This is a genomic window from Enterococcus sp. DIV0774, from assembly GCF_050539095.1.
GTDB lineage: Bacteria > Bacillota > Bacilli > Lactobacillales > Enterococcaceae > Enterococcus > Enterococcus faecalis.
Window position 1 is genome coordinate 1355079 of the sequence record NZ_CP172923.1, and the last position, 24566, is coordinate 1379644.

Below are 24566 nucleotides of genomic sequence, written 5' to 3' on the forward strand. Positions count from 1 at the left end.
TTAACATATTTTTCACGGATTTGATTTATTTTCTGTAGTGTTCTTTAAAAAACAAAAAAGCTGAGACAAACTCACTTTGGATTTTGTCTCAGCCTTGTACACTGGCAAAGTATAGAAAGAAGTAGGTCAAGCTCTTCTCAAGACCGACTCAAGAGTATTTCTGTTTTTACTTGTTATTTAGCATGAAGTAAATTTTCTTTACAATGAATTAACTCTGTTAAAAACTGACAGTACGGTGTAGCAATCCCATAAGCTTTCCCTTTGCGAACAATTGCTCCATTGATATAATCAATTTCGGTTAAACGATGATTGGTTATTAAGTCCTGATACATCGATGGATGGTGCAAACCAATTGTTTCTCGATTATAACACGAGCGGATTTGTTGAAGAACTGCTTGTTTATCTAACGTAACTTGTTCCGCTTCAGCGACTGCTAAAAATTCATTAACTATTTGTTGAACAATTTGATCTGCTTGCTCTGTTTCGCCAAAGTCTGCCATATTACAATCCAACAAAGTACATAAACCATTCATTGTTCCATTTACACAGGCCTTCTTATAAATGGATGATAAAATATTCTCAGAATAACGTGCATTTAAGCCAGCGTTATTTAATACCTTAATGACTGCTTCTGCTGCTTGTTCACTTTGCGCTCCTAAATTTTGTAAATCAATCGAACCATTGCCAAATAATTTTACTTTGCCCGGTCCTTCTAACCCAGCGGTCCACATTGTGTTTCCTAATAAAATATTTTCGTATGGCACGTATTTTTTGATAATATCTTCGTGCCCAATTCCATTTAACAAGCATAAAACTTTCGTATTTTTATTAAGGAAATGTTCTAATGCTTCAAGCATTCCTTCCAGTTGCATTGCTTTTGTAAATAGAATAACTAAGTCTGCTGTAAAATCGATGCTTGCTACTTCTGTCTGAGGATAGATAGGAATTTTAGCGGTCACCACTTCGCCATTAAAATCAGCAACTAACCCGTTTTTTCTTATTGCTTCAATATGTTCTGGCCAACCATCAACAAAAATAACGTCATTTCCTGCTTGATGTAACATTAGTCCAAAACGACTGCCCATAGCGCCAGCACCTGCGATAATAATCTTCATTTCTTTTCCTCCGTTCAATTTTTTATTTTTAGGTAAAAATCTGCTAAGAAAATCTCTATCTCTTACTTTTATAGCAATAAAAAGGCAAAACATATGTTATATTATAAGTGATCTATTTGTTATTTTTTATCCAAGCACATTTGTGTAAGCGCTTTTAAAAAGAAAGGGAGTTTCTGATGAATATTCAGCTTTTAAAGTACTTCATTGAAATTGTTAATACCCGCAGTTTATCGGCGGCCGCTCGCAATTTATTTGTCACCCAACCAACACTTTCTTTAGCATTGAAAAAAATGGAATCTGAGTTAGGCACAGCGTTGTTTGATCATTCTGATCAACCGTTTCAATTAACCGATACAGGTCTTTATTTATATGAACATGGCCAAGAAGTTGTTTTTCAATTCGATCAATTGGTAACAGATATTCGTGAAATGAACCAGAAACCAGTTAAAAAGCAATTGCGTTTAGGCTTAACTACTTTATTTGCTGTACAATTTATGAAAGAAATTTCACGATTTTTAACAACCCATCCACATGTGAATTTAATATTACAGCAAGATGGCTCGCCAAAATTACAAACGATGTTAGCAAATAAAGAAATTGATATGGGGCTAATTTCTTTCCCAAATACCTTACCTGAAATTATTCATATTGAACCTTTAGAAACGACTACCAAAGGCTACCATGTTTATGTCGTGGTACCAGAATCAAATCCTCTCTCTCAACATGAAAAATTAACTTTTAAAGATTTGAAAGATCAACGATTTTCATCGTTAAGTGATAATTTTATGATTGGTCGCCTACTACTAGATCGGACTCGGAGCTTCGGTTATGAGCCGAATATCATTTTGCATAACGATGATTTACAAGTACTTCTTTATAGTTTACAAAAAAATAATTCGATTTGTTTGCTACCGATTGAATATTATGAAGTGGGAAAAAGTCAGGGACTGAAATGGATTCCTTTAAAAGATAAGTTTGACTATTTCCCCATCGGCATTGCTTTGCGCCGCGATTTTAGTCTGACAGAAGATGTTAGAGATTTTATCCAAATCATTAAAAAAAATTAATGGATAGCCTAGCCTTGATAAGCAAAGACGACTTTACTATCATAAAGTTTCAACACTTTTTCAAATAAGAATTTTGAGAATAAACCCGCGACAATTGGAACAACAAACCAAGAAAAGAGTAAAGGTAAGATCCCTAAGCCCGCATCCAATGAAGCAAGTGGCCCCACGAGTCCAACCAAGCCAAATCCAGCCGATTGTGGGGTTCCTGAAATGTTGAATAGAACCACAGGAATTGCTGAAATAGTCGCTGTAAATAAACAAGGAATTAAAATAATTGGGTATTTAAATAAGTTAGGCATCATCATTTTCATACCGCCCAAAGAGACAGCCAGTGTCACTCCCGATTGGTTGACATTCCAAGAATTAATCACAAGAACAACAGTTGTGGCTGCAATTCCCATTGCGGCAGCACCTGCAGACAAGCCATTCAACTGAATCGCCAAACCGATTGCCACAGTAGTGATTGGTGAAATAATCAGTGCAGCAAATGAACAAGCAATTAAAATACTCATGATAATTGGCTGGAAATCAGTAAAATTGTTAATCACTTTACCAATGGCGACCGTGATCTGTGTCACATATGGGTAAATCAACATGCCAAACAAGCCTGCACCTACTCCAACAACGATCGGTAAAGCAATGATTTCCACTGAACCGAATTTTTTATCGATGACTAATAAAAGTAAGACTGCAACAGAAGCGGTAATCATAATATTAATGATGTCACCAGTGCCTGCACCAATAAAGCCTTTCACTTCTGAATTAAATTTAATCACGCCAGAGCCAGCAAATGCTGCACCGCCAGCAATCATCATTTTCTGTGGCGTTAAGCCAAATTGAAAAGCAATCAGTCCACCAATAATTAAAGGGGTGGCTAGTTGGAAAATTTGCGCCGCATGAATAATCATTTCGATAATCTTGTATTCTGCAAAATATTTTAAAATGGCTCCTAATACAGCATTGGGAATTAAGGCGATAATGGTGCCGGAAGCTGTTCCAGCTAACACTTTGTTAAAAAATATTCTTGGGGTTAATTGAGCATCCAGTTTATCAGTGGGCATTTTCAACACTCCTATTGATTATTTTTGTTTTTTTTAAACAAGTTTGAGAATGATTGAACTTTCTATTAGATAAAGAGCAGCCTCAAAGAAGAGCGCTTATTTCTTTGAGGCGCTTTTTATTTAACTAAAGCAAGGAACGATTTTTAATATACATCCGTATCCGCATTATATTTCGCTAAATTATCTTTAACATCTCGCAAGAACTTACCTGCTTGTTGTCCATCTAAAATTCGATGATCAATAGAAAGACATAAATTAACCATATCTGCCACTTTAAAGCCTCCATCTGCGGTTGGCACAAGGCGTTTATTAATTGACTCTACTTGTAATATCGCAGCTTGTGGATGGTTAATAATTCCCATCGATTGGACGGAACCTAGTGTTCCAGTATTATTAAGAGTAAAGGTCCCTCCTTGCATTTCTTTGCTTGCTAGCGTTCCTTGTCGGACTTCTTGTGCCAAGCGATTGATTTCTTTAGCTAGCCCTGCAATCGAATAGTTATCCGCTTGTTGAATCACTGGCACGTAAAGATGCTCGTCTGTCGTTACAGCTATGGATAAATTAACATCTTTATGATAAATAATTGAGCCATCATCCCAAGATGTATTGATTTTTGGATTTTTCTTTAACGCTTGAATGACTGCTTTGGCAAAAAATGGGAAGAAGCTTAGAGACAGGCCTTCTTGTTGTTTAAATTCATCTTTTAATGAATTTCTAAGTTGGACTAAGTTGGTCACATCCGCTTCCACCATTAACCAAGCGTGAGGGATTTCGTTGACACTTTGGACCATTTTTTTAGCAATTGCTTTACGTACAGGATCTGCAGAGACAATTTTATCTGTGGTTGTTTCAGTTGGACTAGCTGTTGCGGCGCTTTCATTTTGCGAAGCAACTGGCTCCTCTGAAATTGAAGGGCTAGTTCCTGGACTCACTGTTTTCTCAGGTGTTCTTGCCTGTGTTGGTGTAAAGTTTGTGACATCTTTTCTAGTAATCCGACCATCACGACCTGTCCCTGTAACTTGTGTTAAATCAATCTTTTTTTCTTGGGCAATTTTAAGGACTGCTGGGGAATAACGACCATTATTTTTTTGATGGGACGTCGCAGTGCTTGTTGTTTCAACCGTTTCATGTTCTTGTGCTTGTTCCGCACTTGCTTCTTTCACTGGTGCTAAAGTAGCTTCTTCTGTTTTTTCGGTTGTTTCTTCTGTCTCTAACGTCATCACCGCTGTTCCGATGGGCACATCTGTATCTAGAGAAATCAGAAATTCTTTTACTACACCATCAAAATCTGATGGGACTTCCGTGGTGACTTTATCAGAAACGACTTCCATTAAGGGATCATAGCGTTTCACTGAATCTCCTGGTTTAACTAACCATTGGACAATGGCTGCCTCTGTGACACTTTCGCCTAGATGAGGCATTTTGATTTCTTTTGTGGCCATTTATTTTTTCCTCCTTGCTTCAATTAAAATTCTGCTAATTCTTTCATTGCTGCTAATACTTGCTCTTCATTGATTAAAAATTCTCTTTCTAAAGGTAATGCATAAGGCATGCTTGGACAATCAGGTCCTGCAAGTCGTTGAATCGGTGCATCTAAATCAAAGAGAGCATCTTCTGAAATCATTGCCGCAATTTCACTCATCACGCTGCCTTCTTTATTGTCTTCTGTTACGAGTAAGACCTTCCCTGTTTTCTTAGCTGCAGCTACTAATGTTTCGCGATCTAAAGGATATAATGAGCGAACATCGACGATTTCGGCATCAATTCCTTCAGCGGCTAGTTTTTCCGCCGCAGCTAAAGCTAATTGCAAGGTCATGCCGTAACTAATCACGGTTAAATCACTACCCGTTCTAACGACATTGGCTTTGTCAATTGGTACGATATAATCATCTGCAGGCACTTCATCTTTTAGTAAACGATATAAACGCTTATGTTCGTAAAAAATGACTGGATCATCGGAACGAATCGCTGCTTTAATCATCCCTTTTGCATCATAAGGATTAGAGGGGGTCACCACTCTTAATCCTGGTTGTCCACAAAAAACTTTTTCTGTAGACTGAGAATGATACAGCCCACCACGAACACCGCCGCCATAAGGTGTCCGATAAACGATTGGCGCAGTCCAATCGCCTTTTGTTCTATAGCGCATTGTCCGAGCCTCTGATAACAATTGATTGGTTGCAGGCAAAATGTAATCCGCAAATTGAAATTCACCAATTGCGCGATAGCCCATTAAACCTAAGCCGACAGCTAAACCACCAATTAAGCCTTCTGTTAACGGTGTATTAAAACAACGCTCGTCACCGTATTTAGCAGCCAAGCCCTTTGTTACACCGAACACGCCGCCTTTGTCGCCGCCGACATCTTCTCCAAAAATAACTACTTTTTCATCACGAGCCATTTCTTCAGAAATTCCTAAGTTAATTGCTTCTAAATAAGTCATCTCAGCCATTATATTTCTTCTCCTCTTCTCTTATTTTGCATACACTTCTTCTAAAATTGATGTCGGTACAGGATCTGGCATTGCTTCTGCTTCATCCGTTGCTTGATTGATTTCTGCACGAATTTCTTCATCAATTTTGGAAATGTCTTCGTCTGTTAAATAGCCCTCTTCTAATAATTGTTTTTCAAAAAGCTTCACTGCATCGTTCTTTTTCATCTCTTCAATTTCTTCTTTTGAACGATAAACAGATTGATCATCGTCAGCGGAATGAGAAGTCAAGCGAGAAACCATTAATTCAATCAATTTTGGTCCTTTTTTCTCGCGAGCCGCTTTTACTGCTTCTTTAAATGCTAGATAGACTTCAGTAAAATCACTACCATCAACGGTTACACCTTCAAAGCCATAAGCTTTCGCGCGATCGGCCATTCGTTTATTGGCATACTGTTCTTCAATTGGGACAGAAATCGCATATTCATTATTTTCAACCACAAAAATGACTGGTAATTTTTTTACGCCTGCAAAGTTCATAGCTTCTTGGACTTCTCCTTGATTGGCAGAGCCTTCCCCAGTGGTGGTCAATGCAACAAAATCAGCTTTTTGAAGTTGCGCTGCATAACCAACACCTGTCGCTAATGGCATTTGTGTACTTACTGTTGAAGAGAAGGAAACAATATTATGCTCTTTTGAACCATAATGATTCGGCATTTGACGACCATGGGAAGAAGGATCCGCTTCTTTTCCAAAAGAACCCATTAAAATATCTTTGGAGGTCATGCCCCAAACCAAGCACGCGGTCATATCACGATAATACGGTAAAAAATAATCTTTTTGAGGATCAAAAGCCATCGCCATCGCTACTTGTGCAACTTCTGCCCCTTGACCAGAAATATTGAAAGAGGTCTTACCAATCCTTGTTAATTGCCACAACCGTTCGTCTAAACGACGTCCTCGTAGTACTTGACGATATGCCTGAATCAATTCTTCTTTTGATAAACCCGATTTTTTAAGCGTTTTCATTTTCATCAACCTTTCTCTATTTGTGAATCGCTAAGCCATAAGTATCTAAGGCTGCTTCTTGCAATACTTCTGTCATTGTTGGATGCGCGTGGATTGCTTCACCAATTTCAATGGGCGAGGCATCTAAATACATGGCAGTACTTGCTTCGGCAATTAAATCCGTGACATGTGGCCCAATCATAGAAACCCCTAATAAATCATCGGTCTTCTTGTCACGAATTACTTCTATAAAGCCATCTGTTTCTCCATAAACAAGTGATTTACCATTACCATTAAAATTAAAGGTGCCAATCACTACTTCTTTATCTTCTGGTAAAGTTTCTCTAGTATAGCCGACACTTGCTATTTCAGGATTTGTATAAACACCTCGAGGCACGTTTGTATAATTTAAAGGTTCCACTGTCTCGCCTAAAAGATGCTGAACAGCTAACTCTCCTTCTTTCATAGCCACATGGGCTAGTTGAAGTGTATCGATACAATCACCAATCGCATAAATATGTCCTTCTGTGGTTTGATAAAATTCATTTACTTCAATGCCTTTGTCAGTATATTTCACTGAGGTATTCTGTAACCCTAACTTATTGATATTGGGTTGACGACCAATTGCTACCATGACTTTGTCAACAGTGAGGCTTTCTTGTCCTGCAACTTCTACTTGAACCTTTTGTCCAGTAACTTTCGCTTCTTGGACTTTGCTACCTAATAAAATGTTAATTCCTCGTTGCTCTAAACGTTTCTTTAATTCTTTAGAAATTGTTGCACTTTCATTTATAAGTAACCGATCCAAAAATTCAATGATAGTTACGTTGACACCTAAACTATTTAATAAAGAAGCCCACTCGACACCAATAACGCCACCACCAATAATTGCAATTGATTCTGGTAGCTCTTCTAATTCAAGCATCCCATCAGAAGATAAGATAAATTCTTCATCCAGTGGCAAATTAGGTAACGTTTTAGGACTAGAGCCTGTCGCAATAATGACATTTTTAGGAACGATAATTTCTTCTTCTCGTGTTGGATCATTAAACGTAACTGCCACTGCGCCAGAGACTGGTGAAAAAATGGAAGGACCTAAAATCGCACCTTCGCCTGCTAAAATTTTGATTTTATTTTTCTTGCATAAGCCTTCAACACCTTTGTGTAACTGCTCAATAATTCCTTCTTTCCGTTGTTGTATTTTAGAAAAATCAATGGACGCTGCCTCTGTTTCAATCCCAAAAGAAGCCGCTTGTTTTAAGGTATCAAAAACCTCTGCGCTTCTTAATAAAGCTTTTGTAGGGATACAGCCTTTGTGCAAACAAGTGCCACCTAATTTGTATTTTTCAACAATTGTGACGTTTAGCCCTTTTTGTGCGGCTCGAATTGCTGCTACATAGCCTCCTGTTCCGCCACCTAAAATCAGTAAATCTGTTTGTTCCGCCATTTTGATCACTCCTGCTCAATTTTTGCTTCACTATAATTTAAAGCTTGTTCTTCCCCTGTTAATACTCGATTGACGCCTTCATATAAAGCAGCCATCTCCATTTCACCTGGGTAAACCTTAATTGGTGCAATCCAAGTGACTTTTTGACTAATTTCTTGAACAACGGTTTGCGAATAGGCTGCGCCCCCTGTTAAAATAATTGCATCAATTGTGCCTTCAAGAACCACGGCCATCTCGCCAATACTTTTTGCGATTTGGTAACACATTCCTTTTAAATAGTAATTTGCTGTTTGATCACCTGCAGCTATTTGTGCTTGGATATGCCGTAAATCTGTTTCACCTAGGTATGATTTAAGGCCGCTATTACCCGCAATTAGCTTTTTCACTTGGCTAATCGTTAACTCCTGTTCAAGTATCCATTGCGCAAATTCAACGAGCGGTAAGGCACCACTGCGTTCTGGCGTATAAGGACCTTCACCATCAAGCCCATTTACCACATCCACCATGCGGCCTTTTTGATGCGCCCCCAAGCTAATGCCCCCACCTAAATGAACAACGATAAAATTGCTTTGCTCATATGTTTTCCCTAAATCCTCAGCGATTTTTCGAGCGACCGCTTTTTGATTTAAGGCGTGACCAACGCTACGCCGCTGAATGCCTTTTAATCCAGAAATCCTGGCTAATGGCTGTAGCTCATCTACAACAACAGGATCGACAATAAAGGCTGGCACGTGATATTTTTCTGCAAACTCATTAGCTAAAATCGCCCCTAAATTTGAAGCATGGGTATTAAAGCGTTCTGTCCGCAAGTCTTCTAGCATTTGTTGATTGACAAGATACGTACCGCCAGGAATAGGCTTAAGCAAACCACCACGCCCCACGACAGCGGCTAATTGTGTGATGTTATGTGTTTCTAAAAATTCCGCGATCATTTGTTTTCGAAATGGTGTTTGACTGACAACATTTTCAAAAGGTGCCAATTCTTGGACGCTATGTCTAAGCGTTTCTTCCGCCAAGCAATCATGATTAGCAAAAAGCGCTAACTTAGTGGAGGTCGAGCCAGGATTAATAACCAATACTGTTTCCATTGTTTTCTGCTCCTTTTTTTAAACTTGTCTCATGGCAAATCTTAATGAATGGAATTTGCTTTCTGTCGAATCGCTTCTAGATGTTAAAACGACTGGGACTTTTGTGCCAACAATCGTTCCTCCCACCTTGGCGTGCCCAAACAAGGTTAATGATTTGTATAAACAATTTCCAACATCAATAGTTGGGACCACTAAAATATCTGCATCCCCCATGATAGGACCGCTGTAACGTTTATGCGCAACCGCTTCTTCAGAGGTCGCTAAATCAAGCGAAAGTGGCCCAAAAACCGTAGCCTCTTGTTGATCATTAAAATGTGCCGTGACTTCTTTTGCTAAAACAGACGAAGGCATTTTAGGATTGAAATTTTCCGCTGCGCTTAACAAAGCAATTTTCGGGTGATGCAGTCCCAATTTTTGGGCGACTTCTTTAGCATTTTCAACAATTTCAATGAGGGTCGCTTGAGTGGGAGCGATATTCATCGCACAATCGGTTAACAAGAAGGTTTTTCCTGCAGGCAGCTCCACCATTGCTACATGGGAAAGAATCGGTTTATTTTTTAATTGATGCTCACTTTTCAACATTTCTTTTAGTAATGTGTGGGTCTGAATAATTCCTTTCAATAAAATTTGTGCTTGACCAGTTGCAACTAGACTGACAGCTTCCCGTGCTACCGCGGCCTCATCTGAGCAATGAACATATTTCCAGAGATTTTCAGTATCAAGATTTTCGTTTGTATCAAATACAATAAACTGCAACGGTTGCTCGGCTTCTTTTAGTGCTTTTTTAACTAACTGTAAAATCTCTGGTTGTGAACCTCCTGCAATTGAAACAGTGATCATTTTCTCACCTCATTTTTTCTTCTTTACACTTTAAATCTACCTTAGTATGTAAGCGCATACAAATTGTTAATTTTTATGTCCTTATTAATATTTTTTATAGAGAAAGAAAAGCTTAGTAAATCAAGCTTTTCTTTCTCTAAACAATTGTTATCTAATTTACTTTTCATGAAAAAACTTCTTTTCTAAGAATGAAAGGAAAACTTATGCTTCGGCACAACTGTTTATTTATGTCAGATCCTAAAGCATGTTATACTTTAGATACTTATTTTTAGGAGGAATTAAATGGCACTACTACTATTCTTTTTGTTTATCGCCCTACTAGGATTTGGTATATTAAAAATTAATAACCGCAGTATCCTCGGCGGTATCACTCTGGCTTCTGGCACCTTATTGTCATTAGTCACCTTACTATTTATCGGACTAGACAAAATTTATTTACATTTTAAGAATGGCGACCTAATTACTTTGGCCATTGCTTATCTATTAATTCCCGCTGTGTTTATCGGCATTTGCCTTTACTTTATTTTTAACTCACGTACGATGCAAACGAAAGAAGGCAAAAGTGTCACGGCTAAATTGTCTGCTGGCCTAGGGCTGAACTTATTAATTGCTTTACCCGCCTTTCTATATTTATTATCAGTTGGCACAGCGCAAATACCTTATGTGCTTTTTCTGTTCTTACTTTTTCTATTGTTAATGGATCTTTTGCTGACCTTTCTATTTGCTGCTTACGTCTTGTATTCATGGATGTACCAAATGATTCCTTTAAAAAAAGCGGTTGATTATATCATTGTTTTAGGTTCGGGAATTCGTAGCGAGGAAGTACCTCCACTTTTGAAGAGTCGGTTAGATAAAGGGATTGAATATTATGAAAAAAATCCCACCGCTAAATTTGTAGTCAGCGGTGGTCAAGGTCCTGACGAACCTGTGGCCGAAGCTTTTGCAATGAAAAAATATTTGCTTTCACAAAATATTCCTGCAGAAGCAATTTTGATGGAGGACCAATCCACAACCACTTATGAAAATATGTTGTTTTCTAAAGCAATAATTCAGGCAGATTGGCAAAAGATGCCGTCTGATTCTAAACAACCCTCTGTTATTTTTTCAACAAATAACTATCATGTCTTACGAGGAGCTATGTATGCCCATCGTGTCGGCTTAAAAGCTGAAGGTGTCGGGGCGCCAACTGCCTTATATTTTTTACCAACTGCTCTAATCCGAGAATACATTGCCTTACTGGTTCATGATAAGCGAATTGTGCTTTTTGTTTTTCTACTTGTCACTCTTCTTTTAGGAATCAGTATCTTACCCATCTAAAAAAACAGCGACTCACATTTTTGTGAGTCGCTGTTTTTATTCTTTTAATATAAAAAGGTTTAATGAACGTAATTGGCTATCAATGCAATCAGCCATAAATGAAGCGGATAGAATCCATAAAATAAATATTTGAAAAATGGTGCTTTGCTTCCTCTCTCACCATTGTAAAGCGATATAAATGGTAACACAGTGATAAACATAAAATCAGAATTATAAGCTAACATTTCAATTGTCGTTGGCCAATCTCCCAACCATTGAAAACTTGTAACTAAGAAAAAGAGCGCTAATGCACCATATAAACAGTTCCGTAAGACAAGTCTCTTTCTGGCTAAATACGTAATCAACATAAAAGGTAACATCACAATGCCACCTTCAGCAAACATTGCTCCTATTCCTAAAATTGCTAATATACTAATCAATAAAACAATTTTTAAACTGATTTTTGGCATCTCTAGCATCGCTTTTGTCACAATTAACATACTGACACCCAGGGCTAAGGTGAAGAAAATATTGTTGTGAACAGCAACAGCTGGATTATTCACTAAATGATTTAGAAACGTATTTCCAACAAACATGATTGCTGCCCAAATATACAAACGACCATTGTAACGATAAACATTCCGTGTATAGTTGAACCCTTCTACAGCCATGTAACCAAAAAATACACCGACACAACGAGTAATTACATGAAAAATCAGTGCCCATTCTGGCGGAACAAAATAACTAATATGGTCAAGAACCATTAACCCCATCATCAATAACTTTAAGCGATTTGCGTTCATGAATCGTCTCCTTTATTTTTTCTACAGAAACTATCATATCTTTTTATATAACAGAAAACAACGAACATTCTTGTTAGATTCAACCATTCTTTTTGTCACTTCCGTTAAACTTGGTACCGCAAAGATAAATCTTCAAATAAATAATGTTGGTATTTAAATTGTTCAAAATGAATTTTTCGAATTTCTTGCTTAATGGCTGTTAAGCATTCATCGACCGTCATCAATGATTCTTCTTTCAGAAGCGCCTCTTCTATTAATAATTTGCATTGGCAATCAATCAATAAAAGTTGACTATAGAATGTGTAAAATGTTTCTTTATTTAATTTTTCAATCAAATTTTTAGCTTGATTCTGCAGCTTTTGATAACATTTGGTCAATTTTTGATAATCCATTAAATCAACTAACTGACCTTGTTTTAACATGTTACTAAAGTCTAAATCCCAAAGCATTTCTTTAGTCGGCTGTTGCAATAAATAATACATAGAATGACTACTAATAATTTCAGTGGTCGGTTCTTCAATTGTTTCATAAAAAGTCACAAAATATTCTCGCTCAATCACAGTAATAATTTCTTCTTCTGAAAGCTCACAATCTTCTAAATTTTGATAGAATATCAATAATTTAATCCGCTCATCTATTTTATTCAGCGAAGCGACTAATTCAGGAAAAAGAACCGACTGACAATTCTCTACTAATTCTCTTGCCTTATTTTGTTCATTTTTATAAAAGCTGTATAACTTTTTCCGCTGTTTTAACGAGTTTAATAAGTTATCGGGTATATTCCAGTAATATTGTTTCTTCATAGCATTCCCACTCTTCTTTTTTATGTACAATTTTACAAAATTGGTCTTAGCCAATTTCGTCTCTAGTTATTCTATCAAAAAAGTGACGCTTTTTTACTGACAATAATTACTCGTTTTACGCCCAAAAAGTGAAAACTCAGCTGTTAAGTAATTATTGGGGCTTGTTTCTCGCGGGCCGAAAAAACTTTTTCCTTTTAAAAGTCCAGAAAAAGACCTACACTAGATATAGACATATAGACAAACGTTGGAGGGATTTAAATGGATTTACACTTAACGAATAAATTAGCATTAATTACTGGTTCAACCAAAGGAATTGGCAAAGCAATTGCGATTGAAATGGCTCGTGAAGGGACCGATGTCATTATCAATGGGCGCAATGAAGCCGAAGTAATCAAAGTTGTTGAAGAAATACAAACAATGTTTCCAGACACTCATCCTCAAGCAGGAACTGCCGATATTTCCATTGAAAGTCAACGAACTACTTTACTTGAAAAATTCCCTAAAGTCGACATTTTAGTGAACAATATGGGGATTTTTGAGCCAATGGAATACTGGGACATCGATGACGCCACTTGGGAAAAATTTTTTACTGTGAACGTGTTGTCAGGCAATGCATTAGCAAAAGCTTATCTACCTAAAATGCTTGCACAAGATTTTGGTCGCATTATTTTCATTGCTAGCGAAGAAGCGGTGATGCCTTCTGGCGAAATGCCCCAATATAGCATGACAAAAACGATGAATCTTTCCTTAGCTAAAAGTTTATCTAACTTAACTGTTGGCACACATGTCACCGTTAACACGGTTATGCCTGGCTCAACCCTTACCGAAGGTGTAGAAAAAATGTTGGAAGATATGTACGCTGATTCAGACATTCCCAAAGAGGATTGGGAAAAAGATTTCATGAAAAATCATCGTTCTCGTTCACAAATCCAACGGCTCATTCGACCAGAAGAAATTGGTCGTTTTGTTACCTTTGTGGCCAGCCCAGATTCTTCTTCTTTCTCAGGAGAAGCCTTAAGAATCGATGGCGGCTTAGTTCCAACAATCTTCTAAAATAAACAAAAAAGACAGCCAGCAAAAATTCACATTTTTTGCTGGCTGTCTTTTTAAGCATATTAATTGATTACTTACCAAAAGTAAGTTATATTTATCTCGAATTCGAAATAAAAAGAGGTGAAACAATGACCCAACAGCAAGAAGCTTTAAAAGCCTATATCGGTTTATTAAGAACCAGCCATCAACTAGAGCAACTTGCCAAGCAAGATGTCACTTGTTATGACTTAAACATTACAGAATTTTCAGTGTTAGAGCTGTTACTCCATAAAGGTCCTCAGACCATCCAAAAAATTAAGGAGAAAATTTTAATTGCTAGCAGTAGCACCACTTATGTTATTGACCAATTACATAAAAAAGGCTATGTAACGCGCACCCCCAGTGAAAAAGACCGACGCATTACTTACGTCGAATTAACAGAAGCTGGAAAAACATTAATTGAAGAAATTTTTCCGATGCATGCAAAGCGAATTGCAGAAGCATTTGAACAACTCTCTTCCGAAGAATTAACACTTCTTCAAAAAACTTTACGAAAAATAACAAATGAAACGAAATGAGGAAATAATGATGAAAAAAGAAGATCAATTATTAGGAATCCACCACGTTACAGCTATGACAAGTGATGCAGAAAAAAACTATCACTTCTTTACAGACGTTTTAGGGATGCGTTTAGTCAAAAAAACAGTGAATCAAGATGATATCTATACTTACCACACCTATTTTGCCGATGATTTGGGTACACCAGGTACAACCATGACCTTTTTCGATTTTCCCAATAACCCTAAAGGATTAAAAGGAACCAATACAATTTCAAGAACAGGGTTCCGGGTTCCTTCAGATGCAGCTTTGACTTATTATGAAAATCGCTTCAATGAATTTGCTGTCAAACACACAGGTATTTCTGAAGAATTTGGCAAAAAAGTCCTTCGCTTCTGGGATTTTGATGATCAAGCGTATCAATTAATCTCTGATGAATTAAATCAGGGCGTTGCAGCGGGCACCCCTTGGAAAAAAGGACCTGTCCCTACAGAATTTGCGATTTATGGCTTAGGACCTGTCGAAATAGCTATTTCCTATTTTCATGAATTCAAAGAAGTCTTTGAAGAAATTCTAGGCTTTCACGTAGTGGCACAAGAAGGCAATCGCTATTTACTAGAAGTTGGCCAAGGTGGCAATGGTGCCCAAGTCATTTTGGTAGACGATGATACTAGCTCACAAGCGCAACAAGGATATGGTGAAGTACATCACGTTGCATTCCGCCTAGCGGATCGTAAATCACTTGGGACTTGGCAAGCGCTCTTTGATCATTTAGGCTTACAAAACTCTGGCTATGTCGATCGTTATTACTTTGAATCATTGTATGTTCGTATTGGGCATATTTTAGTCGAATTAGCCACCGATGAACCAGGATTTATGGGGGATGAACCTTACGAAACATTAGGAGAAAAGTTATCTCTTGCGCCATTTTTAGAAAACCGTCGTGAGTATATTGAGAGTGTTATCAAGCCTTTCAATACAAAACGAGCCTAAGGAGGAAAAAACATGCATTCAATTTTTAAAAAAGGACATCCTGAAGCACCTGTCTTTGTGCTACTTCACGGTACAGGTGGTGATGAAACATCTCTCCTACCAATTGCCCAAGAACTAAATAAACAAGCTACTGTGCTAAGTATTCGTGGTGATGTTTCAGAAAATGGAATGAATCGTTATTTTAAGCGCCTAGCGGAAGGTCATTATGACTTAGAAGATCTAGAAAAACGCGGCGAGGCGCTTCATAAGTTTATTCAACAAGCCGCTAACGAGCATCAATTTTCATTGGATAAAATTATTTTTATTGGCTATTCAAATGGGGCCAATATCGCTATTCAATTATTGCTTACTCATCCCGATAGTTACCATCAAGCTGTCCTCTATCATCCCATGTTTCCTGTTGAATTGACCAATCAACCAGACTTGACCGACACTTCTGTTTTATTATCTCTAGGAGAGCATGACCCGATTGTTCCACTTCCTGAGAGTATGCGTGTGATTCAACTATTTCAGAATCATGGAGCAACCGTACAAGAGGTTTGGACACAAAGTCATCAATTAACTTATCAAGAAATTAAGGAAACACAAACTTGGTTGGCACATCTGTCCTCTTAACAAAAAAGTGAGGTCGGGACAGAACCGTTTAGCTCCGAGAAATAAGAAGAAATTTCCGAAAATTGCTCTTTAATTTTTGGAGAATTTCGGCTTATTTCCGAAGGAGTTGGTTCTGTTCCCGCCGTTTATCAGGTTTTGAGCCTGGGACAAAAATCTTTTTGGATTTTTGTCCCAGGCTCACTTTTTCTATTTTAAGATAATTCACTGTCTGAGCTTCTTTTATTTTGCCATTTGAACAACTATTTTGCCAACTGCATGGTGCGTTTCACTGAGTGCATGTGCATCATAAATCCCTTGTCTAGAAAAAGGGAAAACTTCACCAATAATTGATTTCACTTTTCCAGCTGCCATCAAATCAGCAATTTTTTGTAATTGTTCTCCATTTGGTTGAAGCCAAATACTTTCAGCAGAAATATTTTTTTCGGCTGCCAATTGTTTATCTTCAATGCCCACAATTGAAACAAGACGACCGGTGTTTGGTTTTAAGACGTCAAAACTATTTTTTTGAACCTCACCACCCATTGTATCAAAGACCAAATCAACATCAGCTAATACCTCTGCAAAATTCGTTGTATGATAATCAATCACTTCATCTGCACCAATTTTTTTCAGTAAGGCATGATTTTTTGCGCTAGCGGTCGTGATGACATGTGCGCCCGCTTCTTTTGCTAGTTGAATCGCATAAGTACCGACCCCACCTGCACCAGCATGAATTAAAACAGTTTCTCCTTCTTTAAGGTGACCATGATCAAACAATGCTTGCCAAGCGGTTAAACCAGCCAACGGAACGGCAGCAGCTTCTTCAAAGCTAATTGTTTCAGGGATTTTTGCTAATAAATGATCATCCACAATCGTTACTTCTGCATAGGTGCCAAAACGAGTAGTTTCAGGACGAGCAAAAACTTTATCGCCAACTTGCCAATCCGTTACTTGACTCCCCACCTCTGTAATCACACCAGCGACATCCCAACCAAGAATAATCGGAAAGGACCAATCAAACATCTGTTTTAAATATCCTTCACGCAATTTCCAATCAATCGGATTAATTGATGTCGCGTATTCTTTTACCAACACTTGATGTTCCGATAATTCTGGCAGTGTTACTTCTGCTTCTTCAAGTACCTCTTTACTTCCGTACTGATTAATCACAACAGCTTTCATAAACCAACTTCCTCTCATTTGTTTCATTTTTCACACTTTTAGTATACGCCTATTGCCTTCTTTTTATATAAGAATATGCTTTAGTTAAATTGAGAGAAAGTGTATTCATTATTAATCTCGATCTGTTTTAATTTAATTAGTTATGCATTTACGCGTTTAATTTCACGATGTTTATTCAATAAATAGGCCAAACCAAGATTAATGCCAACAAAGCAACTGATTGTCAGAAGAAGTGGTAGGACAGTAAAACCAGTGGATTGATAACCAACCATTGCTTGCAAGACGTGGAGCATTCTCAGGCGCATTGGTGTCCCACCTAATTGTGCAATCGTGCCCAGTAAAATAGGAATCATTAATAACAGCAATAAAACAATGAGTTTTTTTACGCCATCTATCCGATCATTAAAGACACCTGCTAACAAGCCAAGTGAGCCGCTAAGCATTAGTAAGATAAAAAAGAGCAACCACGACATGAAAAAGTTTCCTTGCGCATAGACATCAATTAATTTCATTGATAATTGAAAATGAGAAATGAAATTGCCGCTAAATACTTTAATCAGTACAAGTACAGCCAAGGATCCAACCAAAGATAAAATAGCATTACTTACAAAATTCACCAAAAAAATCGTCCAGCGGGAAAGCCCGTTTTGAATAAACAGTTTAAAATCTGTGTTCACCCCCAAAAATGATAGTATCCCCATAAAAACCAGACAAGGAATTACTGCATCAGAGCTGACAGTATTCACGTCGTTAGAAAAGAGCAACCCAATAAGAGGAAAAAGAATGCCGAACAAAGCATAAAAGCCAAAATAAATTGCTAAGGAACGGACTTGATAAATAACACGATACCGCAAAGCTGTTTTAAATTTCATTTTACTTTTCCTTCTTTCTATTGGTTAATTGCACAAAATATGTTTGTAAATTTAGCGGCGCAATTTGAACCTCTGCTTTTTCAGTCGGCAAGTCGCCGTACACGTAAGCCGTAACTGCTCCACCTAAAGTGTCCATGCCTAAGATTTCCAATGACTGAGTATAGCGCTCTACTTGTTCTTTCGGCCCAGAAACAATGCGACCGTTTTTCAAAATTGTTTCAATAGATTCTGCGCGAATCAATTTTCCTTGATCAATGATGATAATATCTTCTAATAAATTCGCAATTTCTTCAATCAAATGGGTAGAAATCACAAACGTACGGGGACGTTCTTGGTATGTCTCAATTAAATAAGTATAAAATAATTCCCGATGATTGGCGTCTAAACCTAAGACTGGCTCATCTAAAAAAATATACTCACAGGGGACGGATAGCGCCACTATTAGTTTAGCAATACTCCGATAACCAGTTGATAATTTTTTGAATGTCTTTTTACCATCTAAATCAAAATCGCTTAACATTTGTTCGGCTAAAGACCAGTCAAAGGATCCATAAAAACCTTCAGTCGTTTTAAAAATATCTTTAATTTTTAACTGAGGAGGAAACAAATTATCTTCACTCATTAAGTAAATATGATTCAAAGCAGTCTCATTATCGGTCACTGTTTCTCCCGCCAATTGAACGGAACCTGAAGTGGCAAAACTTCGATTATTTATGATATTTAATAACGTACTTTTACCAGCCCCGTTTCTGCCTAAGAGCCCATAAATCGTTTCTTTTTCAAAAGTAATTGAAATATTATCTAGTGCTTTTTTTTGATGATATTTTTTACTTACTGATTCCACCCGCAAACTCATGCTTCATACCCTCTTTCAATTAGTTGTTTTAATTGTTCAGCTGTAATCCCTAATTTTTTAGCTTCTGCGACAACTTCTAAGACTTCTTTATTTAAAAATTCTTCTTTCCGAGCACTTCTTACTCTCTCTTGAGCGCCTGGTAAAACAAACATGCCAATCCCCCGTTTCTTTTCAATCAGCTGTCGTTCTACTAATAAATTCATTCCTTTTAAAACGGTGGCTGGATTGATTTGGTAACTTTTTGATATTTCTGTGGTTGAGGGAATTTGTTCGCCTTCTAAGTAAGCGCCATTAAAAATTCCTTCGGCAATCTGATCGGCTACTTGCTGAAATAAAGGCTTTTCCCCCGAAAAATTAAATTCCATTTTTACACCTCGCTTAAATGGTTAACTACTTATGCAACTAACTATATATCTTAGAAATTCTTTTGTCAACAAAAAACCATTGTTTCCAAAGAAATTTTTCTTTGAAAACAATGGCTATACTTTTGAGTTTATTGAATGGTTTCGTTCTTATAGGGTTCCATTGTATAACAATTCATCGGTTGTTTCGTTGACAATTTTTAAGCGATTTTGTTTTTTTATCAAAATACTTTTATAGGTCGTTCCTGTAGTCTTTTCTTCCATCACAAGAATGCGTTTATACTCATTATCAGTGACTTTCTTAATCGTTGTTTGATTTAAGGACGGGATTTTTTCTTTTAGCGTTTTTTCTTCCGCCAGACCTTTTAAGATTTCTGATTCTGTAGTGGAACTTGTGGGTTTATTAGAATCGCTTGATACACCTTCGTTATTAGACGCACTTTCAGATGACTTGCGACTTGATTCGGTTACTTTAGGCTGTGATGATTCACTGGTATTAGTTGAATTCATTTGGGTTTGGTTTCCACATGCACCAATCAGTAACCCAACACCTAAGATAGAACTTGCTAAAATAGTTTTTCTAATCATTTGCATGACCTCCTACATCTATCATTACTTTAACCTTAACATTTTTCAGCTAAGAGAACAATTTTTCAGATTAGAAAAGACCACTAGTCGTTATTTAAATAAACGAACTAGTGGTCTTACTTATTTAGGAATGATCTTCATATGAGTGAGTGGGTAATAAACAAATTGTGCTTTCCCTAAGATTTGATCTGCATGTATTGCACCAAAAGAACGGCTGTCTTTGGACATACGGCGATTATCACCAAGTACAAAATAGCTATCTTTAGGTAATTTTTCTTGCATTAACAATTCTTTTGAATCAAAATTCGTAGTGTAAGGCATCGTTTCATGATCTTTTTTTCTGTTTTTAGTTAAATATGATTCAGCGATTGGCTGATTATTGACATATAATTGATCGTTTTCGTAACGCACAGCTTCTCCTGGTAAACCAATCACACGTTTAATCAGAATCGATCCTGTGTCTGTTTTAAAGACCACCACATCAAACCGTTTAATGGCGGAGAATTTTTCCATCACAATCATATCTCCTTGATTCAAGGTTTTTTGCATGGAATGGCCATCCACCCGAACAGGAATCAGGAAAAATCCTCTTAAAATAAACACGGCTACGATTGCTGGTACTAAAATTTTCAGAAAGTACATTAAATACCCAACATAATCACGTTTCTTCTTCAACTTCGTGCCACCTTTTTTCTAGTTTTTTTGAATTTCTTTGACTGCTGTATCGTAGGCAGCGTCATTTTCAAGAATTAATTTACCTAAAGTGGCTTCAATTTTTGTGGCTGTTTCATTGTCGATTTCTCCAGTTACAGGCAAGCCATTTTTCTGTTGAAGATCGCTAACCGCTGCTTTTGTTTCTGCGGTGTAGTTTGCATTGTTTTCATCAACAGGATACGCTAATACAGCTAAAATAGCATTTAAGTTCTGAATATCTTCAGATTGATCTCCTTCTTTTAGCGTTTTATCGCGAGGAATCAATTTTAAATAGGCATACTCGGGGTAATCAGCTTTGATGGTTGGTTCAATTCCTTTTTCGTTGATCCATTCGCCTTTTGGTGTTAACCATTTTAAAACAGTCAATTTTATTTCGGTTTGGTCATTTAAATCCTTCACCGTTTGGACCGTTCCTTTGCCAAATGTTTTCGTTCCAATTAATGGGACATTCGCAGATTCATGCAGTGCTGCAGCAAAAATTTCGGATGCACTGGCACTATTGCCATCAATGATAACTGCAACAGGTTCTTTTACTTTAAAGCCGTCGTCTAATTCTTTGGAAGCAACTTCTTTCATCGTACGTCCTTTTTTGTCTTCAAATTGAACAATTGTTTCGCCATTTTTTAAAAACATACTGGCCATTCGCTCTGCTTGATCTAGCAGTCCACCAGGATTTTGGCGTACATCAATTACAAAGGATTTAGCTCCTTTGTCTCGTAAATTCGTGATTGTTTCTTTCAATTCCTGATATGTTTTTTTACCAAAGGACGTAATTTTAATCGAGCCAATTTGTGCATCTTTTTTGTCTAACTCACCTGTCACTGTTTTAACGGGAATTTTCCCACGTTTGATTGAGATATTTTTAGTTTCTCCCTCTCTTTGGATAGTCAATTCAACGGAAGTTCCTTTTTTACCTCGGACTTTTGACACGACTTCTGCTAGTTTCATCCCTTTTGTAGCTGTACCATCAACTTTTTCAATAATATCGCCTTCTTTGATTCCCGCTTTTTCAGCTGGGGAATCTGCTACAGGTGCCTCTGCTACAACTGGTTCGCCATCTTTCATTGTCATAGTGGCACCAATTCCTTCAAAATCGCCAGATAAGCTTTCGTTTAAATCATTGGCAGCAGATTCATTTAGATAAGTTGAGTATGGGTCTCCAATGGCTTCAGACATGCCTTTTAAGGCGCCTTCAACTAATTCATTTTTATCTACTTCACCTACATAATTGGTACTAATTTCATTATATAAATCCTGCACTTTGCTTAAATCAGCATTGGTAATTGCCCCTTCTTGACTCATCTTTTTAACACGATGATCAAAATAAATATAACTACTTCCTCCAGCTAAAAATGCGACACAGAGGAGCGAAATAATATATTGATAAAAAGGAACAGTTCGTTTGTTCTTCATATATTTCATCTCATTTCTAACAAATTCGTCACTACTTTTGTTTACTATAACATGAATGAAAAAAGAGGAAAAGCTTTGTTTGCTTTTCCTCTGGATTTATTTATTGTTTTCAAGGTACTTTTCCCATAACTCATCAAAGATGTCCATGTTGCTTAAATAGTCAGCATTCATTTCTAAATAAGAAGAAAGTTCATGATAATCCTCGGTTTGTTTTGGAAACTGAATATCTTTGGCCGCTTCATTGGCAAAATCAGTTTCAGAATCTTTAGCCGGACCTTTTAATGTCATTAAGTAATGGTAAAAGCTTCGTCTCATGTAAATTAATCACTCCATTTTTCTTCGATAAATTCACTTCTACGTTGATGGGACAATCCATAACGCAAAGCGTCTTTTTTATAAAAGTCTTGATGGTATTCTTCAGCAGGATAAAATGGTGCTGCTGGTTCGATGGTGGTAACAATTGGTTCTGTAAAACGGCCGCTATTAGCTAGACGTTCTTTACTTTTCTCAGCAATTTCTTTTTGTTCTTGAGAACGATAAAAAATAACTGGCCGATAATTATCGCCGCGGTCTTGAAACTGACCGAAAGCATCAGTAGGATCCGTTTGTTGCCAATAAATGTCCACTAATTGTTCGTAAGAAATAATCGCTGGATCAAAGGTGATTTCTACTGCTTCCGTATGGCCTGTTGTGTGTGTTAGAACCTGTTCATATGTTGGATTAGGCACGTGCCCACCTGTATAACCCGAAACAACTGAGATAATCCCTGGTTGTGTATCAAAAGGCTGCACCATACACCAGAAACAGCCGCCTGCAAAAATTGCTTTTTCTTCCATCTCTAACACTCCTTTTTTATTTCTCTTTTGGCAAGTATATATTCATCCGAATGTCATCGTCAACTAAATTAATCTTTTCTGCTCGAACAAATAGACCATTTTGCATTCTAAACTGATCTAAACGTAATAAAACAGTTTGATCATCTGGATTGATTTCAACCCATTTAGGTAGTTTGTAAGAACGTTTAGCAAATTTCAATACTTCTTTAATTGGCAAGCCTAACGTTCCTATAGATAAACTTTTTGCTTTTAATTGTACATTACCATTCGCCATCACGTAAGGATCAAAATATAAGTAAAAAGGAATGTCATGCCCTAACACCTGAAATGTTCCATTTAATAAAGCATCATTTTCTAAATAAAATTTATATTTGATCTCCGAACCTTTTTGAAAGTCGGCTAAATAAAAGTCAATCAGTTTGTTCACCTGTTGTTTTTTTGACTGAATGGTGACGACTGGCTCGCCTTCTTTTTCAACAATTGCTGGTATTTTCTTTAAATCTGGTTCGCGAACTTGTGTTGCTCGAAATGTCACGAAAGCTACACTACCAATGACTAAACCCACTAGAACAAGAAAAGCGATTTTCCAGGGATTTCGTTTAGGATTGGTTGGTTGTGTCTTTTTAATTGATTTACTTGTTTTTGGCTTTTCTTCATTCATTTTATTCACTACCTTCTGATTTGGTTATCCATTCTTTTTCTGTCTTGACCATTTCATCCCGGACAGCTCCGGCCATAATTTGGTAGCCAAGATTATTCGGATGGAAGCGATCTTCTTCATATAACAAATTGTTTAAATCCTCTTTGCTAGCACTACTTCCTGTAGTTTCTGAGTCACCACCAGTTACGCCAACTTCATCGCCACGACCTTTATAGAGTAAATCATTGATAGGAATGAAATAGGCTCGTTTTTGCTCTTGAACCATTTCTTCGGTTGCTTGATTCCAGTTATCAACGATTTCTTGCATTTCTGTAATTTCGGAAAAGTTTAAGTAGAAGGGATTGTAAATTCCTAAGACATAAATAGGGGCCTTCTCGTTGTACTCTCGGATTTCTTCAAGTAGTCGTCTTACTCGGCGTTGATAGGCTTTTTGTGGACGATTGAACGAGCTGACTTTCAAGTCGAAAATATTACTACTAATTACTTTCATTAAGTCATTTCCACCAACCGTTAGCGTAATCACGTCCGCAGAGGCAAGGCCCTTTTGAATTTCAGGTTTCTCTTTGATTCGTTTTAAAATTTGATCACTACGATCCCCATTTTTCCCAAAATTGTCTGTTTGAACACCGTTCAAGTTGTAGTGTTCTTTTAAATCATCTGCCACAATAGGAACAAAACCTCCACTATTCGTCAAATCGCCAATTCCTTCAGTTAAAGAATCACCGATAGCTGTATAATGAATGACTTCTTTTTGATTTTTTTGAGCAGTTGTGGCCACTTTCTCTTGCTTTAATAGTGGCTTTGCTTTGGGGATGGCCACACTTAACAATGTAAAAACACCTAGCGCAATGAGGATAGGTGTTAAGACGGTCAGCAAAATATGCTGTGTTTGTTTTTTCATCTTCGTCACTTCCTTTTAAATAAACCAACAAGAAATTTTCCTTTT

The 24566-nt window shown here is 37.2% G+C and carries 26 protein-coding genes and 2 pseudogenes; 6 read left to right on the forward strand and 22 right to left on the reverse strand.

Annotated elements, in window-relative coordinates; all coding sequences use genetic code 11:
* Positions 1-173 precede the first annotated feature (173 nt).
* Positions 174-1115: a 2-dehydropantoate 2-reductase gene (locus IGL86_RS06595; protein ID WP_002374778.1), complete on the reverse strand. Its 942-nt coding sequence runs from the start codon at positions 1113-1115 to the stop codon at positions 174-176.
* 176 nt (positions 1116-1291) lie between these two features.
* On the opposite strand from IGL86_RS06595, the gene IGL86_RS06600 reads away from it, so the two are divergent.
* Positions 1292-2182, forward strand: coding sequence for a LysR family transcriptional regulator (locus IGL86_RS06600; protein WP_033626000.1), 891 nt, complete (start codon positions 1292-1294; stop codon positions 2180-2182).
* A gap of 8 nt (positions 2183-2190) precedes the next feature.
* On the opposite strand, the gene IGL86_RS06605 is transcribed toward IGL86_RS06600, so the two are convergent.
* The 8 genes and pseudogenes from IGL86_RS06605 to ptb all read right to left on the reverse strand — a co-directional run bounded on the left by IGL86_RS06605 (position 2191) and on the right by ptb (position 10057).
* Positions 2191-3243, reverse strand: coding sequence for a PTS sugar transporter subunit IIC (locus IGL86_RS06605; protein WP_002384478.1), 1053 nt, complete (start codon positions 3241-3243; stop codon positions 2191-2193).
* Positions 3244-3386: 143 nt separating this feature from the next.
* Positions 3387-4322 (reverse strand): annotated as a pseudogene (locus IGL86_RS06610) (dihydrolipoamide acetyltransferase family protein); the annotation flags it as partial.
* Positions 4323-4514: 192 nt separating this feature from the next.
* Positions 4515-4685, reverse strand: a pseudogene (locus IGL86_RS06615) (biotin/lipoyl-containing protein); the annotation flags it as partial.
* 23 nt (positions 4686-4708) lie between these two features.
* Positions 4709-5695: an alpha-ketoacid dehydrogenase subunit beta gene (locus IGL86_RS06620; RefSeq protein ID WP_002357475.1), complete on the reverse strand. Its 987-nt coding sequence runs from the start codon at positions 5693-5695 to the stop codon at positions 4709-4711.
* 21 nt (positions 5696-5716) lie between these two features.
* Positions 5717-6709 (reverse strand): thiamine pyrophosphate-dependent dehydrogenase E1 component subunit alpha, encoded by a 993-nt coding sequence (locus IGL86_RS06625; RefSeq protein WP_016618359.1) that lies wholly within the window; start codon positions 6707-6709, stop codon positions 5717-5719.
* 10 nt (positions 6710-6719) lie between these two features.
* On the reverse strand, positions 6720-8129 hold the full coding sequence (gene lpdA, locus IGL86_RS06630) for a dihydrolipoyl dehydrogenase (RefSeq protein WP_010775863.1): 1410 nt from the start codon (positions 8127-8129) through the stop codon (positions 6720-6722).
* 5 nt (positions 8130-8134) lie between these two features.
* Positions 8135-9217: a butyrate kinase gene (buk, locus tag IGL86_RS06635; RefSeq protein ID WP_033625999.1), complete on the reverse strand. Its 1083-nt coding sequence runs from the start codon at positions 9215-9217 to the stop codon at positions 8135-8137.
* 18 nt (positions 9218-9235) lie between these two features.
* A complete protein-coding gene (gene ptb, locus IGL86_RS06640) occupies positions 9236-10057 on the reverse strand; it encodes a branched-chain phosphotransacylase (RefSeq protein WP_010823706.1) in 822 nt (273 codons plus the stop codon).
* Between the two features lie 282 nt (positions 10058-10339).
* Here ptb and IGL86_RS06645 point away from each other — a divergent pair, with 282 nt between their 5' ends.
* The gene (locus tag IGL86_RS06645) at positions 10340-11374 is read left to right on the forward strand and encodes a YdcF family protein (protein ID WP_002382358.1); all 1035 of its coding nucleotides are present in this window, start codon (positions 10340-10342) and stop codon (positions 11372-11374) included.
* Between the two features lie 59 nt (positions 11375-11433).
* Here IGL86_RS06645 and IGL86_RS06650 read toward each other — a convergent pair whose 3' ends face one another.
* Both IGL86_RS06650 and IGL86_RS06655 read right to left on the reverse strand, forming a co-directional pair.
* Entirely contained in the window at positions 11434-12156 is a 723-nt protein-coding gene (locus IGL86_RS06650) for a TraX family protein (protein WP_033625998.1), read from the reverse strand.
* 104 nt (positions 12157-12260) lie between these two features.
* Positions 12261-13013, reverse strand: coding sequence for a DUF7006 family protein (locus tag IGL86_RS06655; protein WP_002384475.1), 753 nt, complete (start codon positions 13011-13013; stop codon positions 12261-12263).
* 204 nt (positions 13014-13217) lie between these two features.
* Between IGL86_RS06655 and IGL86_RS06660 the strand changes: the two genes are divergently transcribed.
* The 4 genes from IGL86_RS06660 (at position 13218) to IGL86_RS06675 (ending at position 16157) form a co-directional block, all read left to right on the forward strand.
* Positions 13218-14012 carry an SDR family NAD(P)-dependent oxidoreductase gene (locus IGL86_RS06660; protein WP_002360217.1) on the forward strand — a complete coding sequence of 265 codons (795 nt, stop codon included), beginning with the start codon at positions 13218-13220 and terminating at the stop codon, positions 14010-14012.
* A gap of 128 nt (positions 14013-14140) precedes the next feature.
* The gene (locus IGL86_RS06665) at positions 14141-14569 is read left to right on the forward strand and encodes a MarR family winged helix-turn-helix transcriptional regulator (RefSeq protein ID WP_002379481.1); all 429 of its coding nucleotides are present in this window, start codon (positions 14141-14143) and stop codon (positions 14567-14569) included.
* Between the two features lie 10 nt (positions 14570-14579).
* Positions 14580-15542 (forward strand): ring-cleaving dioxygenase, encoded by a 963-nt coding sequence (locus tag IGL86_RS06670; RefSeq protein WP_033596522.1) that lies wholly within the window; start codon positions 14580-14582, stop codon positions 15540-15542.
* Between the two features lie 12 nt (positions 15543-15554).
* The gene (locus tag IGL86_RS06675) at positions 15555-16157 is read left to right on the forward strand and encodes an alpha/beta hydrolase (RefSeq protein WP_002361880.1); all 603 of its coding nucleotides are present in this window, start codon (positions 15555-15557) and stop codon (positions 16155-16157) included.
* A gap of 219 nt (positions 16158-16376) precedes the next feature.
* Here the strand turns inward: IGL86_RS06675 and IGL86_RS06680 are convergent, their stop codons facing one another.
* The 11 genes from IGL86_RS06680 to IGL86_RS06730 form a co-directional block, all read right to left on the reverse strand.
* Positions 16377-17345, reverse strand: coding sequence for an NADP-dependent oxidoreductase (locus IGL86_RS06680; protein WP_174126601.1), 969 nt, complete (start codon positions 17343-17345; stop codon positions 16377-16379).
* Positions 17346-17458: 113 nt separating this feature from the next.
* The gene (locus IGL86_RS06685) at positions 17459-18190 is read right to left on the reverse strand and encodes a hypothetical protein (RefSeq protein ID WP_002410158.1); all 732 of its coding nucleotides are present in this window, start codon (positions 18188-18190) and stop codon (positions 17459-17461) included.
* 1 nt (position 18191) lies between these two features.
* Entirely contained in the window at positions 18192-19046 is an 855-nt protein-coding gene (locus IGL86_RS06690; RefSeq protein ID WP_002371092.1) for an ATP-binding cassette domain-containing protein, read from the reverse strand.
* The gene (locus IGL86_RS06695; protein WP_002365712.1) at positions 19043-19411 is read right to left on the reverse strand and encodes a GntR family transcriptional regulator; all 369 of its coding nucleotides are present in this window, start codon (positions 19409-19411) and stop codon (positions 19043-19045) included. Before IGL86_RS06695 ends, IGL86_RS06690 begins: the two co-directional genes overlap by 4 nt.
* Before the next feature lie 147 nt (positions 19412-19558).
* Entirely contained in the window at positions 19559-20002 is a 444-nt protein-coding gene (locus IGL86_RS06700) for a hypothetical protein (RefSeq protein WP_033625724.1), read from the reverse strand.
* 114 nt (positions 20003-20116) lie between these two features.
* Positions 20117-20671 (reverse strand): signal peptidase I, encoded by a 555-nt coding sequence (lepB, locus tag IGL86_RS06705; protein WP_033625725.1) that lies wholly within the window; start codon positions 20669-20671, stop codon positions 20117-20119.
* An 18-nt stretch (positions 20672-20689) separates the two neighbouring features.
* Positions 20690-22132, reverse strand: a complete 1443-nt coding sequence (locus IGL86_RS06710) for a S41 family peptidase (protein WP_025188834.1) — start codon at positions 22130-22132, stop codon at positions 20690-20692.
* Between the two features lie 87 nt (positions 22133-22219).
* Positions 22220-22438: a YozE family protein gene (locus IGL86_RS06715; RefSeq protein ID WP_002364020.1), complete on the reverse strand. Its 219-nt coding sequence runs from the start codon at positions 22436-22438 to the stop codon at positions 22220-22222.
* Between the two features lie 5 nt (positions 22439-22443).
* The gene (gene msrA / locus IGL86_RS06720) at positions 22444-22959 is read right to left on the reverse strand and encodes a peptide-methionine (S)-S-oxide reductase MsrA (protein WP_002357448.1); all 516 of its coding nucleotides are present in this window, start codon (positions 22957-22959) and stop codon (positions 22444-22446) included.
* A gap of 16 nt (positions 22960-22975) precedes the next feature.
* Positions 22976-23629 carry a YpmS family protein gene (locus IGL86_RS06725; protein WP_002377303.1) on the reverse strand — a complete coding sequence of 218 codons (654 nt, stop codon included), beginning with the start codon at positions 23627-23629 and terminating at the stop codon, positions 22976-22978.
* Positions 23622-24521, reverse strand: a complete 900-nt coding sequence (locus tag IGL86_RS06730; RefSeq protein ID WP_002365717.1) for an SGNH/GDSL hydrolase family protein — start codon at positions 24519-24521, stop codon at positions 23622-23624. Before IGL86_RS06730 ends, IGL86_RS06725 begins: the two co-directional genes overlap by 8 nt.
* Positions 24522-24566: the final 45 nt, after the last annotated feature.

Bases quoted from the DNA above. Each gene is read 5' to 3' on its own strand.
- IGL86_RS06595 (WP_002374778.1), bottom strand. From the start codon at position 1,115: ATGAAGATTATTATCGCAGGTGCTGGCGCTATGGGCAGTCGTTTTGGA.
- IGL86_RS06600 (WP_033626000.1), top strand. From the start codon at position 1,292: ATGAATATTCAGCTTTTAAAGTACTTCATTGAAATTGTTAATACCCGC.
- IGL86_RS06605 (WP_002384478.1), bottom strand. From the start codon at position 3,243: ATGCCCACTGATAAACTGGATGCTCAATTAACCCCAAGAATATTTTTT.
- IGL86_RS06620 (WP_002357475.1), bottom strand. From the start codon at position 5,695: ATGGCTGAGATGACTTATTTAGAAGCAATTAACTTAGGAATTTCTGAA.
- IGL86_RS06625 (WP_016618359.1), bottom strand. From the start codon at position 6,709: ATGAAAATGAAAACGCTTAAAAAATCGGGTTTATCAAAAGAAGAATTG.
- lpdA (WP_010775863.1), bottom strand. From the start codon at position 8,129: ATGGCGGAACAAACAGATTTACTGATTTTAGGTGGCGGAACAGGAGGC.
- buk (WP_033625999.1), bottom strand. From the start codon at position 9,217: ATGGAAACAGTATTGGTTATTAATCCTGGCTCGACCTCCACTAAGTTA.
- ptb (WP_010823706.1), bottom strand. From the start codon at position 10,057: ATGATCACTGTTTCAATTGCAGGAGGTTCACAACCAGAGATTTTACAG.
- IGL86_RS06645 (WP_002382358.1), top strand. From the start codon at position 10,340: ATGGCACTACTACTATTCTTTTTGTTTATCGCCCTACTAGGATTTGGT.
- IGL86_RS06650 (WP_033625998.1), bottom strand. From the start codon at position 12,156: ATGAACGCAAATCGCTTAAAGTTATTGATGATGGGGTTAATGGTTCTT.
- IGL86_RS06660 (WP_002360217.1), top strand. From the start codon at position 13,218: ATGGATTTACACTTAACGAATAAATTAGCATTAATTACTGGTTCAACC.
- IGL86_RS06665 (WP_002379481.1), top strand. From the start codon at position 14,141: ATGACCCAACAGCAAGAAGCTTTAAAAGCCTATATCGGTTTATTAAGA.
- IGL86_RS06670 (WP_033596522.1), top strand. From the start codon at position 14,580: ATGAAAAAAGAAGATCAATTATTAGGAATCCACCACGTTACAGCTATG.
- IGL86_RS06675 (WP_002361880.1), top strand. From the start codon at position 15,555: ATGCATTCAATTTTTAAAAAAGGACATCCTGAAGCACCTGTCTTTGTG.
- IGL86_RS06680 (WP_174126601.1), bottom strand. From the start codon at position 17,345: ATGAAACAAATGAGAGGAAGTTGGTTTATGAAAGCTGTTGTGATTAAT.
- IGL86_RS06685 (WP_002410158.1), bottom strand. From the start codon at position 18,190: ATGAAATTTAAAACAGCTTTGCGGTATCGTGTTATTTATCAAGTCCGT.
- IGL86_RS06690 (WP_002371092.1), bottom strand. From the start codon at position 19,046: ATGAGTTTGCGGGTGGAATCAGTAAGTAAAAAATATCATCAAAAAAAA.
- IGL86_RS06695 (WP_002365712.1), bottom strand. From the start codon at position 19,411: ATGGAATTTAATTTTTCGGGGGAAAAGCCTTTATTTCAGCAAGTAGCC.
- IGL86_RS06700 (WP_033625724.1), bottom strand. From the start codon at position 20,002: ATGCAAATGATTAGAAAAACTATTTTAGCAAGTTCTATCTTAGGTGTT.
- IGL86_RS06710 (WP_025188834.1), bottom strand. From the start codon at position 22,132: ATGAAATATATGAAGAACAAACGAACTGTTCCTTTTTATCAATATATT.
- IGL86_RS06715 (WP_002364020.1), bottom strand. From the start codon at position 22,438: ATGAGACGAAGCTTTTACCATTACTTAATGACATTAAAAGGTCCGGCT.
- msrA (WP_002357448.1), bottom strand. From the start codon at position 22,959: ATGGAAGAAAAAGCAATTTTTGCAGGCGGCTGTTTCTGGTGTATGGTG.
- IGL86_RS06730 (WP_002365717.1), bottom strand. From the start codon at position 24,521: ATGAAAAAACAAACACAGCATATTTTGCTGACCGTCTTAACACCTATC.